Genomic DNA, 14,567 nt, shown 5'->3' with positions numbered 1-14,567 from the left:
GTAGGCCGGTCTACTCGGGTGTTTCGTCGAGCGCGTGGCCGACGAGCGCCAGAAGGGTCTCGATCACGGAGATCCGGCGCCGCGCGTCCATGATCATTACAGGGATGTGTGAGGGGATCGTCAACGCCTCCCGCACATCATCCGGTTCGAAACGCTCGCTGGCGTCGAAGTGGTTGACCGCGACGATGTAGGGCAGCCCGCAGCTCTCGAAGTAGTCCAGGGCCGGGAAGCAGTCCTTGAGGCGGCGGGTGTCGGCCATCACGACGGCGCCGACCGCGCCGCGCACCAGGTCGTCCCACATGAACCAGAACCGCTGCTGGCCGGGGGTGCCGAAGAGATACAGCACCAGATCGTCGTCCAGGGTGATCCGGCCGTAGTCCATGGCCACCGTGGTGGTCAGCTTGCCGGGCGTGGCGGTGAGATCGTCGGTCTCCTCGCTCGCCTCGGTCATCAGCGCCTCGGTCAGCAGCGGAGGGATCTCCGAGACCGCGGTGACCAGGGTGGTCTTGCCGACCCCGAACCCCCCGGCCACCACGATCTTGGTGGCGATGGGGGCACGGGTGCGGTCGGTCTCCCAGGACCGCAGAGGGCCGTCCTCTTCGAGGAGCGGAGCGACGCCCGAGGCGGCGTCAGAGACGACGGAGTCCACTCAGCACCCTTTCCAGCAACGCGCGCTCCGGCCGGCCCGCGCCATGGCCGGTGCCGGTTCCGTACACACGGATCTTCCCCTGGTCCGCGAGGTCGCTGAGCAGCACCCGGACCACGCCCAGGGGCATCTTCAGCAGCGCGGCGATCTCGGCCACCGTACGCATCCGGCGGCACAGTTCGACGATGGCCCGCATCTCCGGCATCACCCCGGCCAGGGAGCCCTTGGTGAGTTCCTTGCGTTCCTCGCCCGCCTCCAGCGCTTCGGTGGTGGCCACGAACGTCTCGACCAGCAGGACATGGCCGAAGCGGGTCCGGCCGCCGGTGAGCGAGTAGGGCCGGACGCGGGCGGCTTTGCGGTCGCCGCCGCGCACCGGGAGTTTCTCGTGCCCGCCGTCACTCATCGCTCACGCTCCGCCAGCTGGGGCCTGGCCCCGGACCCGGAACCGGACCCAGGATCGGATCCAGAATCGGACTCGGACTCGGACTCGGATTCCAGGGATTTACGCAGCTCGCTGCGGAGTTCAGGGGTCAGCACATGTCCGGCGCGGCCCACGAAGAGCGCCATGTGGTACGCCACCACGCTCATGTCGCAGCTCGCCGAGCCGTGCACGCCGAGCAGCGAGCCATCGCTGATCGACATGATGAACACACTGCCCTCGGCCAACGCGATCATGGTGTGCTTCACCCCGCCGAAGTCCAGCACCTTGGCCGCGCCGATGGTGAGGCTGCCGATGCCGGACACGATGGTGGCGAGATCGGCGGAGGAGCCGCGTGGCCCGCTGGGGCGCTCCTCCCTCGCCTCCCGCGCTTCCGCGTTTCTCCCGGGGTCGGACGAGAGCAGCAGCAACCCGTCGGAGGAGACCACAGCGACGGAGAGGATGCCGGGCACCTCCTCGACGAGGTTGGTCAGCAGCCAGTGCAGATTACGGGCCTCACTGCTCAGTCCGAACGTACTGGGCGCGGTCAACTGCTTGCCTCCTCGACGGTGCCCCCCGTGAATTCTTCGGCCTCTGTGTGTCCTGCGTCGGATCCCGCGTCGGCTGTCCGGGTACGGGCCGTCTGCTCGGCGATCTCCACCGTCACGTCCCGGTGCCCGGCCTCGGCCCCCTTGCGGAACCCGCCGAGCCGCCGCCGCAGCGCCTCCGCGTCGACGGAGCCGCCGCGCGGCCGGGGCGCGGCCTGCGGGACGGTGATCCTGGGGGTGCGCTTCGGCAACCCCTTGTCGGTGACGGGCTCCTCGGCAGCGCCCGGTTCGCCATGGGGCCGCACATCGGGCGCGCGCTCGTGGGTGTCGGGCCCGATGGCATAGGGATCGGACGCGGGCGCCGGTGCCGCGTGCTCCTCCAGCGGCTCGGGCGCCAGCAGCTCCATCGTGGTCTCGGCGGCGGGACTGGGCTCCCGCACCACCTTGCGCACCGGCAGCGGCGCGGGCACGACGGGCTCCGGCACGGACTCCCGCACCCGCTCCCGCTCGTGCTGCCGTACGTGCTCCCCTACGAGGTCGTCGGCGACCGGCACGGTGTCCGCGACCGGCACGATGTCCGGTACGGCGGTGTCCTGGACCGCGGATTCCGGTACGGCGGATTCCGGTACGGCGGTGTCCTGGACGGCGGATTCCGGTGCGGCCGTGTCCTGGACGGCGGCTTCCGGGTCGCCGGTCTCCGGTGCGTCCGGCACGGCGGTGGCCGGAGTGGCCGTGTCCGGGGTGGCCGTGTCCGGGGTGGCCGTGTCCGGGGTGTCTGAGGTGACTGAGGCGTCCAGGGTGGGCGGCTCGTCCCGTACGGGTTCCAGCTCGTCCGGGGTCGCGGCGGCCACCGCCTGTTCCGCGAGGGCGACCAGCGGGTCACGGGACTCGGAGCGGCGGCCGTGCAGGACGTTGGAGTTGGCCTCGGCGTCGGCGCCGGGGAGGGTGAAGGTCCCGCTGGCGTCGGCGGAGGGCGCCGGGGCGGGGACGGCGGCCGGGCGCGGATCGGCGAGCAGCGTCCTGGGCAGCACCACGACGACGGCGATCCCGCCCTGCTTCTGCTCCCGCAGCTGGACCCGCACCTGGTGGCGGTGGGCGAGCCGGGCCACCACGTACAGGCCGAGCCCGAGACCGTCGTCGCCCTCCTGCTCGTAGGGCGAGTCCGGGTCGAACTCGCTGAGCCGGGTGTTGAGCCGGACCATCCGCTCCTCGGTCATGCCGATGCCCTCGTCCTGCACGGAGAGCATCACCTCGCCGCTCTCCAGCAGCCAGCCGGAGACCTCGACGGGCACCTCGGGCGGGGAGAACGCGGTGGCGTTCTCCATGAGTTCGGCCAGCAGATGGGAGAGGTCGTCGGCGGCGAACCCCGCGACATGCGCGTGCGGCGGCAGCGCGGCGATGCGGATCCGGTCGTAGCGCTCGATCTCACTGACGGCGGCGCGGACGACATCGACGAGCGGGACCGGTCCGGCGCTGTGCTGGACATGCTCGGTACCGGCCAGCACCAGGAGGTTCTCGCTGTGCCGGCGCATGACGGTGGCGAAGTGGTCCAGCTTGAAGAGGGTGGCGAGCCGGTCGGGGTCGTCCTCGCGGTCCTCCAGGCCCTCGATGACGGTGAGCTGACGCTCCACCAGGCCGAGGGTGCGCAGCGAGAGGTTGACGAAGGTGGAGCCGATGGTGCCGCGCAACCGCTCCAGGGCGGTGGCGGAGTCGGCGAGTTCGCCGCGCAGTTCCTCACGGGCGTCGGCCATCCGCTGCCGCTGGGCGACCAGGTGCTTGCGGTCGGACTCCAGGGTGGCGATCCGCTCGTGCAGCGTGACGGCCTGCGCGTGCAGGGTGTTGACGGACCGGACGACCTGCGCGAACTCGTCGTTGCGGCCGGTGAACTTCACCGCTTCCGCGGCGCGCGGGTCACCGGCCTCGGCGAGCCGGGCGGAACCGAGGCGCAGCACCGCGAGCGGGCGGGTGAGGGTGCGGGCCATGGCGGTGGCGATACCGACGGCGAGCAGCAGCAGCGCGCCGAGCGCGGCGATCCGGATCTCCAGCGCGGTGACATCGTCGTCGCGCAGGGCCTCCAGATCGGTGGTCCGGCGTTCGTAGAGGGCGGACTCCACGCCGCGCATCAGCTCGATCCGGGCCGACAGGGCGGCGTCCAGCTCGTCGGCGGCGGTGGACAGCTCGCCTTCGCTGAGCGTGGGCTGGTCGGTGAGGTCGGCCAGGAACGCGTCGGCGGAGTTGACCTCGCTGCCGGTGAGGGTGGAGTCGTAGGAGGTCTTGGCGCTTTCGGTGGCGCTGTCGTGGAAGCCGGCGAGGGCCGCGTCGGAGCGCAGCCGGGCCTGCTGGGCGGCGGCGGTGAGCGCGTCACGGACCTCGGTGTCCTCGTCGGAGGACACGGTGGTCTCGATGGGCAGACCGGTGTAGGGGTCGTAGGTGGTCTCGGTGGTGGTGGGGACGCTGAGCGCGGCCAGCAGCAGGCCCCGGGTGGCGGCGGCCTGCTGGACGGCGGTGTCGAGTTCGGCGAGGGCGTAGGCGCCGGACCCGGCCCGTGGGGGCAGGTTCTCGGCCAGGTCCTCGGCGAGCCGGTGGAGTCCGTCGATGGCGTCGGAGTACGCCTGGTGCGCTTCGATGGCGGTGTTCTTGCCGGTGAGCGCGGTGCGGCGGACACCGGCGATGGTGTCCAGGTCCTCGCGCAGCGCGGCCGGGGTGCCGGGGTCGGCGCGCAGTTCGGCGACCTGGCGGTCCACGCGGACGCTGTGCTGCTCGGAGGGCGCCATGGACTCGTCGCGGCCGGCGGCGACGAAGGAGGTGACCTCGTCGCGCTCGTCGGCGAGCGAGTGGGCCAGGGTGAGGGCGTTCTGGGTCGTCGTGGCCAGCGTCACCAGGTCCTGCGTGTCGCTCAGCTGGCCGGAGGCGGCGAGCACCGAGGGGGTGCCCGCGCCGGCGACGGCCGCGGCGACCACGGCCACCGCGATGATCAGCCGGTTGCGTACATGGGTGGGCCGCCCGCGTCCGACGGCCGGGCCGGCCGGGCCCGCGGATCCCCCGGCGATGGTGCCGGGCGGGTGCTCCTGACCTCCTGTGGGGGCCGTCCGCTTGCCTGCGCGCCGAAGCCGCTTCTTCTGCACCGGTGCTCGCATTCCTGACTCGCTGTACCCAAAGGGCCGGGTGACGTTCGGCCGGGTGACGTTCCGTCAATTCGGTGCAACTGGTGTGACCTCACCCGGTTTCGGTGACCGACCCTCCCAGTGCCGCTGGATGGTGGTCGCGCATCATCGGACCCGCCACCCGAAGGAGTGAACATCGGAGGGGAGTTGGCGGGCAAGTTCCTCCGGCCTGTGCGCAGGGGTGGGTCCCGCGCCCCAGTTGGACGTGCGGGACGCACTTTGACAGGATTCGCCGTCACCAGTTCCCGGATCACCGCATTTACTCGCAAACCCGGCGGCTGACCTGCGCCGCCGTGCCGTCCGGGCAGGCGTTGTCGCCCATTCGCGCAGGTTGTGAAGGCGTGGTGCAGACTGACGGAATGCGTACGGAACTGGTATCGGAGCCCGGCGAGCGGGCGCGGCCCAACGAGGACTTCGCGAGTGTCGGACTACCCGCCCACGGACAGGGCGGTTCGCTCGTGGTGCTCGACGGGGTGACACCACCGCCGGACGGGACGGGGTGCGTGCACTCCGTCCCCTGGTACGCCGCGCGCCTGGGCGGGGCATTGACCGAGCTGACCGTTTCGCTCACTGATGTCCCCCTTGCGGAAGCGCTGTCGCTCGCCATCGCGCGTACCGCTTCAGCACACGCCGAAACCTGTGACCTTTCTCACCCTCGCACCCCACAGGCAACGGTCGTCACCGTCCGCTGGTCCGCCACGGAGATCGAATACCTGGTGCTCTCCGACTCGGCGCTGCTGCTGGAATCGCCCGATGGCCTGGTCACCCCGGTCCTCGACGACCGGCTCGACCGGGTGCCCCGGTCCACCCTGACCTCGGCGGCGGCGACCGACGCCACTCTCCGTAACAAGGAGGGCGGCTTCTTCACGGCCGCCGCGGATCCCTCGGTGGCGGCCCGCGCGGTGACGGGGACGCTCCCGCGCTCCGGGGTCCGCTCGCTGGCCGCCCTCACCGACGGCGCGACCCGCTGGACGGAGACGTTCCGCGAGGGCGACTGGACGGACCTGTTCCTCCACGTCCGCAAGAACGGCCCCCAGTCCCTGATCGACCAGGTACGGGCACGGGAACGGGCCGACGCGGAGGAACGGGTGTATCTGCGGCGGAGCAAGACGCATGACGATGCGACGGTGGTTTTCGTGGAGTTCTGAGGGGAGCCCTGAGGGGAGCCCTGTAGGGCGGGGTCTCCTTCTCCGCCTACTTCTCCATGCCCCGGTTCAGCTGCTGGAGGAGCCTCGCCAGTTCGGACACCTCGTGGCGGTCCCAGTGGGCGAGCTTGCTGACATAGCGGGCGCGGCGGGCCTCACGGACGCGGCCGACGCGGCTGCGGCCCTCGTCGGTGAGATGGACCAGCCAGGCGCGGCCGTCCGCCGGGTCGGGCTCGCGGGCGATCAGGCCGAGGTCTTCGAGGGCACGCAGCTGGCGGGACATGGTGGCCTTGCCGACGCCGATGTACCCGGCAAGGTCGGTGGCCCGCTGCCGCCCGCACTCGTCCAGCCGCACCAGCAGCCCGTACGCGGACGACTCCAGGTCGGGGTGGACCTCGCGGGCCATCTCACCCTGGTTGGCCCGCGCCCGGCGCATGAACATCGTCAGCTCGCGCTCCAGATCCAGGAATTCCCGATGCACGACCGGATCCGACCGCTGCTCCGACCGCTGCCCCGACCCCTGCTCCGACCGCTGGTCCGCCCCCTGCCCTGACCGCTGGTCCGACCGCTGCTCCGCGCTCTGGTCCACACCACTCGGTGCCGGGCCCGGTTCGCCCCGATGCCCCTCGCCGTTTCCGTCCTCGTGCACGTCAGCACCCCTGCCCGGTTTCCGGTCCATGAAAGTTTCCGCCAGGAGCTGTCTTCTCCGCAGCTCCGTCAGTATTTCGCAGGCACGGACCGGCGGCAGCCTCCGACCCCTCTTCGGACGAGGGCCCGGGGTCTCCCTCACGGGACCCCGGGCCCTGCCCGACCGGCCGCGTCCGTCACGCCGCGACCGGGACCTCCGGCGCCGCCCCGTTGGTGGCGGGTGCGAGCGCCAGCTCCAGGACCTGGCGGACATCGGTCACGGCGTGGACGTCGAGCTTGTCCAGCACCTCGGCCGGGACGTCGTCCAGGTCCGCTTCGTTGCGCTTGGGGATGACGACGGTGGTCACCCCGGCTCGGTGCGCGGCGAGCAGCTTCTGCTTCACGCCGCCGATCGGCAGCACCCGCCCGGTCAGCGAGACCTCACCGGTCATCGCCACGTCCGTACGGACCTGCCGACCGGAGAGCAGCGAGGCCAGCGCGGTCGTCATGGTGACACCGGCGCTCGGGCCGTCCTTGGGGACCGCGCCCGCCGGGAAGTGGATGTGCACGCCCCGGTCCTTGAGGTCGCCGACCGGCAGTTCCAGCTCGGCCCCGTGGGAGCGCAGGAAGGACAGGGCGATCTGCGCGCTCTCCTTCATCACATCACCGAGCTGCCCGGTGAGCGTCAGACCCGCCGCGCCCGTCTCCGGGTCGGCCAGCGACGCCTCCACGAAGAGGACGTCACCGCCCGCTCCGGTGACCGCGAGGCCGGTGGCCACGCCCGGCACCGCCGTGCGCCGCTCGGCCGGGTCCTGGGCGGACTCGGGCACATGGTGCGGCCGTCCGATCAGGGCGCGCAGGTCGGCGTCCAGGACGGTGAACGGCAGCTTCCGCTCGCCCAGTTCGTGCTGGGCCGCGACCTTGCGCAGCAGCCGGGCGACCGACCGCTCCAGGTTGCGCACCCCGGCCTCGCGCGTGTACTCGCCGGCCAGCTTGCGCAGGGCGCTCTCGTCGATGGTCACCTCGTCCCTGTCGAGCCCCGCCCGCTCCAGCTGGCGCGGGAGCAGGTGGTCACGGGCGATGACGACCTTCTCGTCCTCGGTGTAGCCGTCGAGGCGGACCAGCTCCATACGGTCGAGCAGGGCCTCCGGGATGGCTTCGAGCACGTTGGCGGTGGCCAGGAAGACCACGTCGGACAGGTCCAGCTCGACCTCCAGGTAGTGGTCCCTGAAGGTGTGGTTCTGGGCCGGGTCCAGGACTTCGAGCAGGGCGGCGGCCGGGTCGCCCCGGTAGTCGGAGCCGACCTTGTCGATCTCGTCCAGCAGCACCACCGGGTTCATGGACCCGGCCTCCTTGATGGCCCGCACGATCCGGCCGGGCAGCGCGCCGACGTACGTACGCCGGTGGCCGCGGATCTCGGCCTCGTCCCGGACGCCGCCGAGGGCGACCCGGACGAACTTGCGCCCCATGGCGTGCGCGACGGACTCGCCGAGCGACGTCTTGCCGACACCGGGCGGGCCGACCAGCGCCAGCACGGCACCGCCGCGCCGCCCGCCGACGATCCCGAGGCCCCGCTCGCCGCGCCGCTTGCGCACGGCCAGGTACTCGGTGATCCGCTCCTTCACGTCCTCCAGACCGGAGTGCTCGGCGTCCAGGATGCCCTTGGCACCCTGTATGTCGTACGCGTCCTCGGTGCGCTCGCTCCAGGGCAGCTCCAGGACGGTGTCCAGCCAGGTACGGATCCAGGAGCCCTCCGGGGACTGGTCGCTGGACCGCTCCAGCTTGTCGACCTCCTTGAGGGCGGCCTCGCGCACCTTCTCGGGCAGATCGGCGGCCTCGACGCGCGAGCGGTAGTCGTCGGACTCCTCGCCCGAGTCCTTGCCGTTGTCGCCGTTCAGCTCGCGCAGCTCCTTGCGTACGGCCTCCAGCTGGCGCCGCAGCAGGAACTCGCGCTGCTGCTTGTCGACGCCCTCCTGGACGTCCTTGGCGATGGTCTCGGCGACATCCTGCTCGGCGAGGTGGTCACGCAGCTGCTGGGCGGCCAGCTTCAGCCGGGCGACCGGGTCACCGGTCTCCAGCAGTTCGATCTTCTGTTCGACAGTCAGGAACGGCGAGTATCCGGAGTTGTCGGCCAGCGCGGACAGATCGTCGATGGCCTGCACCCGGTCCACCACCTGCCAGGCACCGCGCTTGCGGAGCCAGCTGGTGGCCAGCGCCTTGTACTCCTTCACCAGTTCGGCGGCCTGCCCCGGCAGCGGGTCCGGCACGCTCTCGTCGATACGCGTGCCCTCGACCCACAGGGCCGCGCCCGGCCCGGTCGTCCCGGCGCCGATCTTCACGCGGCCACGCCCCCGGATCAGCGCGCCCGGGTCGCCGTCGGCCAGCCGGCCGACCTGCTCGACCGTGCCGAGCACGCCCGTCGTCGCGTACACCCCGTCGATCCGCGGCACCAGGAGCACCCTGGGCTTGCCCGGCTCCGACCGCGCGGCGGCCTGGGCGGCCTCCACGGCGGCGCGTACGTCTGTGTCATTCAGGTCCAGCGGGACCACCATCCCGGGCAGCACGACCTCGTCGTCGAGCGGCAGCACGGGCAGGGCGAGCGGGGTGGACGCCCCGAAGCCGGCGGACTCAGCAGCCATGATCTCCCCTTCGGCAGTCAAGTTGAGCTATGCCGACTCAATGCTCGTGAGCCCCCCATTGTTCCCCGACGGCTGTTCGCTCTGAGCGATCACCCCATCACAAGCCCGTGACGAGCCAGAACACCGAAAGGGGCGAGGGGATTCCGACACCCGCGCAACGTGTCCCACGGGCCGGCGAAGCCGCAGACCGAGCCATGGCGCTGGACCATCGCCGTCGGCCTCCCGGACCACGGCATGCCCGCGGCGCCACGAACGACGCCGGGGGTGAACGAGGAGACGGTCCGCAAGGTGGCTGGGGCGATGCTGGGCCACGGGGTGTGGATGAAGGTATTCGACACCGCCGAGCGGGCCGGGCCGGGCTTTGGCCGGGTGCCGGGCCTGGCCGGGGCCGGGGCCGGGGCCGGGGCCGGGGCCGGGATCAGGCTGACGGACCGACCCCGAGCCCGCCCACCTGACATCCCGACGACCACCGGACCTCAAGCCCATACCCCCGCCCACCAGGGCTACCGGCTGCGCGCGCGGACGCAAGGCGGGTCCCGGCCGAGGCCGAGGCGGGGGTGACGGACGGAGTCGCGGCGGGGGTGACGGACAGGAAGACGGACCCGGTGACCCACGTGGCGACCACAGCGCCCGCCGGCTCCTCCGCCCCGCGCGGCCAGCTCGCCACAACCGGCGTCACCCACCCTGGTCGACCAGACAAAGACCTCCGCCGACCACCGCCACCGGGGGCCTGCGCAGGGCCGTCATGCGCACCCCGCACCGCGCGGCGGCCGACCGGAACGCCCGCACGGCCGTCCTCGGTGGCACCCCGGAGGGCCAGGCGCCCCCTGACCAGCGCGAAGCACCTCGGCGAGGACAGTAAGGACACTGAGGACAGCAGGGACGGCATTGTCAGTGCCGCCTCCTAGGCTCCGCCCATGGGAATGACCGGAGAATACGTACGTCTGACCGCCGCCGAACTCGACCGGGCGCTCGGCGACCCCGAGTGGGCCCGGGACCGGGTCGGCGAGCTGGCCGAGGCGGCGGACGCCGAGGAGAGACCCGTACCGGAGCCGCGGCTGCACAGCACGGAGAAGACCTGGCACGCGCTGGACTTCCTGCTGCGCCGCCGGGCGTTCCCCGTCGACATCGTGTTCGGCGAGGAGGACCTCCCCGGGGCGGCGGAGTGGGGCCACGGACCGCCCCGCTACCTCACCCCCGACCGGGTCCGGCAGGCCGCCGAGGCCCTCGCCGCCCTCACCCCCGAGGCCCTGGACAAGGGCGTGAACCCGGCGGACCTCACCGCGGCCGAGATCTACCCCCACATCTGGGAGCGCGGCGACACGCTGGACTGGGTGACCGCGGAGTACCAGGAACTGGCCCGCTTCTTCCGGATCGCCGCCCGCTATCGGCAGGCCGTCGTCATATGGATCGGCTGACCTGTCGGCACCTGACCGCTGTTCGAGCATCCGTACGTCCGTCCGGTGCGGGCCGAAGGGACCGGCGGGGCGGGTGAGTTCAGCGCGCTCGGCAGGGCCGCTCAGGTGCGGCGAGGCAGTCGCCGACCGGGGCGGGGCGGATCTGGCGGTGCCGGGAGCGGGTACGCCGTTCGAACAGCGGGACGGGCCGTCGAGGCGCTTCGCCTCGCAAGCCCCCTCGCCTGTCCCGAGGAGGAGTTGGCCGAGATTGTGCCGTTGTCGGACTCCGTGCCCGCCCTGGCCTGCGTCCCTCCGGAACGGGCCGCCGTAGTCGCGGAGATCGCCGAGCGGGGCGCCGCGCCGATGGCCGGTTTCGACGCCCCGAGACGCGGCCCCGCCGGACACGGCGTTCGGCCGGATGTCCGGATATACCGAACGGCACGGCGGGTTCGGTGCCTCCGCACAGGGCGTGACCGGGAGCCGTGCCGGGCGCCGCTCCCCGGCCGCTCCCCGCCCGGCCCCGCGCTCACTCCGCCCCCGGCAGCCCCGGCCACGTTCACCGTCCGTCAACACCGTGTGCGAAATTCCGTCGGGTGGACGTCAGGAGGCTGACAGGATGAATGGATGGCCGCCTCTTCCGTCCCTCCCAGCCATCCCGCCTTCGCCGGCCGCCCGCAAGTCCTGGACCGGCGTGAGGGTCCCTACGGCGAGGTCGTGCTGCGCAGGCACGGCGAGTTGCTCCAGATCATCGCCAACGGCTGTTTCCTGATGGACACCTCGGACGGCCGCTCCGAGCGGCTGCTGATCGACGCGGCGCTCTCCGCGCTGGCCGGGCGGACCGCGCCCGGCGTCCTCATCGGCGGGCTCGGCGTCGGGTTCTCGCTCGCACACGCCGCCGCCGATCCCCGCTGGGGCCGGATCACCGTCGTGGAGCGCGAACCGGCCGTCATCGACTGGCATCGCGCGGGCCCCCTCGCCGAGTTCACCCGCGAGGCCCTCGCCGACCCGCGCACCGAGATCGTCCAGGCGGATCTGGTCGCGTACGTCAATGAGACGTGCGCCACTTATGACGCCCTGTGCCTCGACATCGACAACGGGCCCGGCTGGACCGTCACCGAGGACAATGACGGGCTCTATTCGGAGGCTGGAATCGCAAGCTGCGCAGGGGTCTTGACCCCCGGTGGGGTACTCGCCGTATGGTCCGCGAAACCCTCTCCGGAATTTGAAGGAACCTTGGGGAATGCCGGATTACACCGTGTGCGTACCGAAGAGGTGCCGGTTGCCCGGGGCGTTCCGGACGTCGTGCATCTCGGCGTCCGGCCTGGATAGCAAAGGCGCGGGGACTGCCCGTACGCTGCGTACCTGGCGCGGATGATTCAAGCGTCAATAGCAGTCCAGGGATCACCCCACTGATTCCGGAAAGCACACTTCAGGGGCGGGCGATGGAGCAGACACACACCTCCCAGAGCAGCGCGGCGGCGACGGCCACACCCGGCGCACAGCGCCGGGTGCTGGTGGTCGAGGACGACCCGACGATCGTCGACGCCATCGCGGCCCGGCTGCGCGCCGAGGGATTTCTGGTGCAGACCGCCGGCGACGGACCGGCGGCGGTCGACACGGCCGAGGCGTGGCAGCCCGATCTGCTGATCCTCGACATCATGCTGCCCGGCTTCGACGGCCTGGAGGTCTGCCGCCGGGTGCAGGCCCAGCGCCCGGTGCCGGTGCTGATGCTCACGGCGCGTGACGACGAGACGGACATGCTGGTCGGGCTCGGCGTCGGCGCGGACGACTACATGACCAAGCCGTTCTCGATGCGGGAGCTGGCGGCGCGGGTGCATGTGCTGCTGCGCCGGGTGGAGCGGGCGGCGATCGCCGCGTCCACGCCGAGGAGCGGCATCCTGCGCCTGGGCGAGCTGGAGATCGACCACGCGCAGCGCAGGGTGCGGGTGCGCTCGGAGGACGTGCATCTGACGCCCACCGAGTTCGATCTGCTGGTGTGCCTGGCGAACACGCCCCGCGCGGTGCTCTCCCGTGAGCAGCTGCTGGCGGAGGTGTGGGACTGGGCGGACGCCTCCGGCACCCGGACCGTCGACAGCCACATCAAGGCGCTGCGGCGCAAGATCGGCGCGGAGCGGATCCGCACGGTGCACGGCGTGGGCTACGCGCTGGAGACACCGACGCCATGAGCGAGGGGCGGCCGGCCGCGAGAAAGAGCCCCGGGGGGGAGCCCTGGGGCGGCGTGCGTCCGTTCTCGATCAAGACCAAGCTGGGCGCGCTGGTCGTCACCTCGGTGCTGATCACCACCGGTCTGTCGATGATCGCCGTGCGCACCCAGACCGAGCTGCGGTTCATCACGGTCTTCTCGATGATCGCCACGCTGCTGATCACACAGTTCGTGGCGCACTCGCTGACCGCCCCGCTGGACGACATGAACGCGGTGGCCCGGGCGATCTCGCACGGCGACTACACCCGCCGGGTGCGGGAGAACCGCCGGGACGAGCTGGGCGATCTGGCCATCGCCATCAACCGCATGGCGGACGAGCTGGAGGCACAGGACCATCAGCGCAAGGAGCTGGTGGCGAATGTCTCGCACGAGCTGCGTACCCCGATCGCGGGGCTGCGGGCGGTGCTGGAGAACATCGTGGACGGGGTCACCCGGGCCGATCCCGAGACCATGCGCACCGCCCTGAAGCAGACCGAGCGGCTGGGCCGGCTGGTGGAGACGCTGCTGGACCTGTCCCGTCTCGACCACGGGGTGGTGCCGCTCAAGCAGCGCCGGTTCGAGGTGTGGCCGTATCTGTCGGGGGTGCTGAAGGAGGCCAACATGGTGTCCTCGGCGCGCGCGGGCATGGCCTCCGGATCGGGCGGTCACACCCGTACGGACGTACATCTGCATCTGGACGTCTCCCCGCCGGAGCTGACCGCGCACGCCGATCCGGAGCGGATCCACCAGGTGGTGGCCAATCTGATCGACAACGCGGTCAAGCACAGCCCGCCGCACGGCCGGGTCACGCTCAGGGCGCGGCGCGGCGCGCGTCCGGAGTCGCTGGAGCTGGAGGTGCTGGACGAGGGGCCCGGCATTCCGCGCTCGGAGTGGCACCGGGTGTTCGAGCGGTTCAACCGGGGCGCGGTCAACCGGCCGCACGGTCCGGGCAGCGACGGCGGTACGGGGCTGGGGCTGGCGATCGCGCGCTGGGCGGTCGATCTGCACGGCGGCCGGATCGGCGTGGCCGAATCCGATAGGGGCTGCCGGATCCTTGTCACTCTTCCGGGAGACCGCGCTCTGCCAAGTTGACGTAAACTTTGCTTGGGAACGCTTCGGGCCCGGCTGCACCGGGCCCCCACGGACACGTGTGATCAGGCACGGGTCGGCATCGGGTCGGCGCGCGACACGCGCCGGACCTGGGCGGACGCATTTCTTCAGAGGCGGAACCACGCTTGTTTCCCGCCATTTCCAGCCCCGAAACACGCTTTCGGATGTGACTTGCACGACGTTGAACCGGCCCGACCTGACCTTCCCGGCCATGGGGGCGTAGCCTTAATTCCCGCTGTCCCATCACTTGTGAAGCGGAAGAGGGCGGTTGCCGCCGTGTCGCCACAGTCCCCCAGTAACGCATCGAGCATCTCGACCGACGCCGACCCAGCGGGCAAGAACCCCGCTGCCGCGTTCGGTCCGAACGAGTGGCTCGTCGACGAGATCTATCAGCAGTACCTCCAGGACCCGAATTCGGTAGACCGCGCCTGGTGGGACTTCTTCGCCGACTACAAGCCGGGGGCCCCCGCGTCCCCGGCTCCGGCGGGTCCCGCGGCCGCGGGGGCTGCGGAGACCACCACACCGGCTCCGGCCAGCCCGGTTCCGCCCGCGCCCGCCGCCCCGGCGGCGGCCCCGGCCCCCGCCCCGGCCGCGCAGGCGACCCCTGCCGCCCCGGCCCCGGCCGTCCCGCAGCCCGCTGCCGCCGCGCCCGCGCCCGCCGCGGCTCCGG

The 14,567-nt window shown here is 71.8% G+C and carries 11 protein-coding genes and 1 pseudogene; 6 read left to right on the top strand and 6 right to left on the bottom strand.

Translation table 11 applies throughout. The annotated features are described in order from the left end of the window. Positions 1-10: 10 nt before the first annotated feature. Genes ACFRFC_RS36915 through ACFRFC_RS36900 form a run of 4 tightly spaced genes read right to left on the bottom strand, consistent with a single transcriptional unit; the run spans position 11 to position 4,737 of the window. Positions 11-649 (bottom strand): ATP/GTP-binding protein, encoded by a 639-nt coding sequence (locus tag ACFRFC_RS36915; protein ID WP_382691710.1) that lies wholly within the window; start codon positions 647-649, stop codon positions 11-13. Next, positions 630-1,049: a DUF742 domain-containing protein gene (locus tag ACFRFC_RS36910; protein WP_382691711.1), complete on the bottom strand. Its 420-nt coding sequence runs from the start codon at positions 1,047-1,049 to the stop codon at positions 630-632. The genes ACFRFC_RS36915 and ACFRFC_RS36910 overlap by 20 nt, the downstream gene beginning before the upstream one ends. Further along, a complete protein-coding gene (locus tag ACFRFC_RS36905; protein ID WP_382691712.1) occupies positions 1,046-1,615 on the bottom strand; it encodes a roadblock/LC7 domain-containing protein in 570 nt (189 codons plus the stop codon). The genes ACFRFC_RS36910 and ACFRFC_RS36905 overlap by 4 nt, the downstream gene beginning before the upstream one ends. Next, a complete protein-coding gene (locus tag ACFRFC_RS36900; protein WP_382691713.1) occupies positions 1,612-4,737 on the bottom strand; it encodes a nitrate- and nitrite sensing domain-containing protein in 3,126 nt (1,041 codons plus the stop codon). Before ACFRFC_RS36900 ends, ACFRFC_RS36905 begins: the two co-directional genes overlap by 4 nt. Before the next feature lie 398 nt (positions 4,738-5,135). On the opposite strand from ACFRFC_RS36900, the gene ACFRFC_RS36895 reads away from it, so the two are divergent. After that, on the top strand, positions 5,136-5,924 hold the full coding sequence (locus ACFRFC_RS36895; RefSeq protein WP_382691714.1) for a hypothetical protein: 789 nt from the start codon (positions 5,136-5,138) through the stop codon (positions 5,922-5,924). A 46-nt stretch (positions 5,925-5,970) separates the two neighbouring features. Here ACFRFC_RS36895 and ACFRFC_RS36890 read toward each other — a convergent pair whose 3' ends face one another. Then, the gene (locus tag ACFRFC_RS36890; RefSeq protein WP_382691734.1) at positions 5,971-6,363 is read right to left on the bottom strand and encodes a MarR family winged helix-turn-helix transcriptional regulator; all 393 of its coding nucleotides are present in this window, start codon (positions 6,361-6,363) and stop codon (positions 5,971-5,973) included. A 382-nt stretch (positions 6,364-6,745) separates the two neighbouring features. Then, on the bottom strand, positions 6,746-9,187 hold the full coding sequence (lon, locus tag ACFRFC_RS36885; protein WP_382691715.1) for an endopeptidase La: 2,442 nt from the start codon (positions 9,185-9,187) through the stop codon (positions 6,746-6,748). A 917-nt stretch (positions 9,188-10,104) separates the two neighbouring features. Here lon and ACFRFC_RS36880 point away from each other — a divergent pair. The 5 genes and pseudogenes from ACFRFC_RS36880 to kgd all read left to right on the top strand — a co-directional run. After that, positions 10,105-10,605: a YfbM family protein gene (locus tag ACFRFC_RS36880; RefSeq protein ID WP_382691716.1), complete on the top strand. Its 501-nt coding sequence runs from the start codon at positions 10,105-10,107 to the stop codon at positions 10,603-10,605. Positions 10,606-11,208: 603 nt separating this feature from the next. Further along, positions 11,209-11,913: a spermidine synthase gene (locus ACFRFC_RS36875; protein WP_382691717.1), complete on the top strand. Its 705-nt coding sequence runs from the start codon at positions 11,209-11,211 to the stop codon at positions 11,911-11,913. Between the two features lie 113 nt (positions 11,914-12,026). Further along, the gene (locus ACFRFC_RS36870) at positions 12,027-12,770 is read left to right on the top strand and encodes a response regulator transcription factor (protein WP_362756316.1); all 744 of its coding nucleotides are present in this window, start codon (positions 12,027-12,029) and stop codon (positions 12,768-12,770) included. After that, a complete protein-coding gene (locus ACFRFC_RS36865) occupies positions 12,767-13,879 on the top strand; it encodes an ATP-binding protein (protein WP_382691718.1) in 1,113 nt (370 codons plus the stop codon). The genes ACFRFC_RS36870 and ACFRFC_RS36865 overlap by 4 nt, the downstream gene beginning before the upstream one ends. A gap of 294 nt (positions 13,880-14,173) precedes the next feature. After that, positions 14,174-14,567: pseudogene (kgd, locus tag ACFRFC_RS36860) on the top strand (multifunctional oxoglutarate decarboxylase/oxoglutarate dehydrogenase thiamine pyrophosphate-binding subunit/dihydrolipoyllysine-residue succinyltransferase subunit); the annotation flags it as partial.

It is taken from the genome of Streptomyces sp. NPDC056734, from assembly GCF_042790455.1.
Classification (GTDB): Bacteria; Actinomycetota; Actinomycetes; order Streptomycetales; family Streptomycetaceae; genus Streptomyces.
This window is presented reverse-complemented; position numbering and strand designations above follow the sequence as displayed.